Annotated in this window: 1 protein-coding gene; it reads right to left on the minus strand. The window is 46.0% G+C overall.

What is annotated here, in order from left to right; genetic code table 11:
* Positions 1–8 precede the first annotated feature (8 nt).
* Positions 9–248 (minus strand): YeeE/YedE family protein (locus AB4486_RS25675; RefSeq protein ID WP_372119560.1); only part of this gene is annotated, 240 nt, incomplete at its 5' end.

Below are 248 nucleotides of genomic sequence, written 5' to 3' on the forward strand. Positions count from 1 at the left end.
GTTTTTCATTATGCCCCCAAGCCAGTCAGATTCTTGATAAACACGGTTACGATTGCCACACCCATAAATACACAGGTCGCAACAATAGAACGTTTAGATAAACGCGCCATTCCGACAATGCCATGCCCGCTAGTACAACCGTTCGCTGTTTTAGTACCAAAGCCCACCAGAAGGCCAGCAATAATCACTAAAGCGAGATTCATCTCTTCTAACTGCGGAAGTTGGTAGCCCGTCGGAATTAATAGCCA

Source organism: Vibrio sp. 10N.222.55.C6 (assembly GCF_041473395.1).
Lineage (GTDB): Bacteria > Pseudomonadota > Gammaproteobacteria > Enterobacterales > Vibrionaceae > Vibrio > Vibrio crassostreae_C.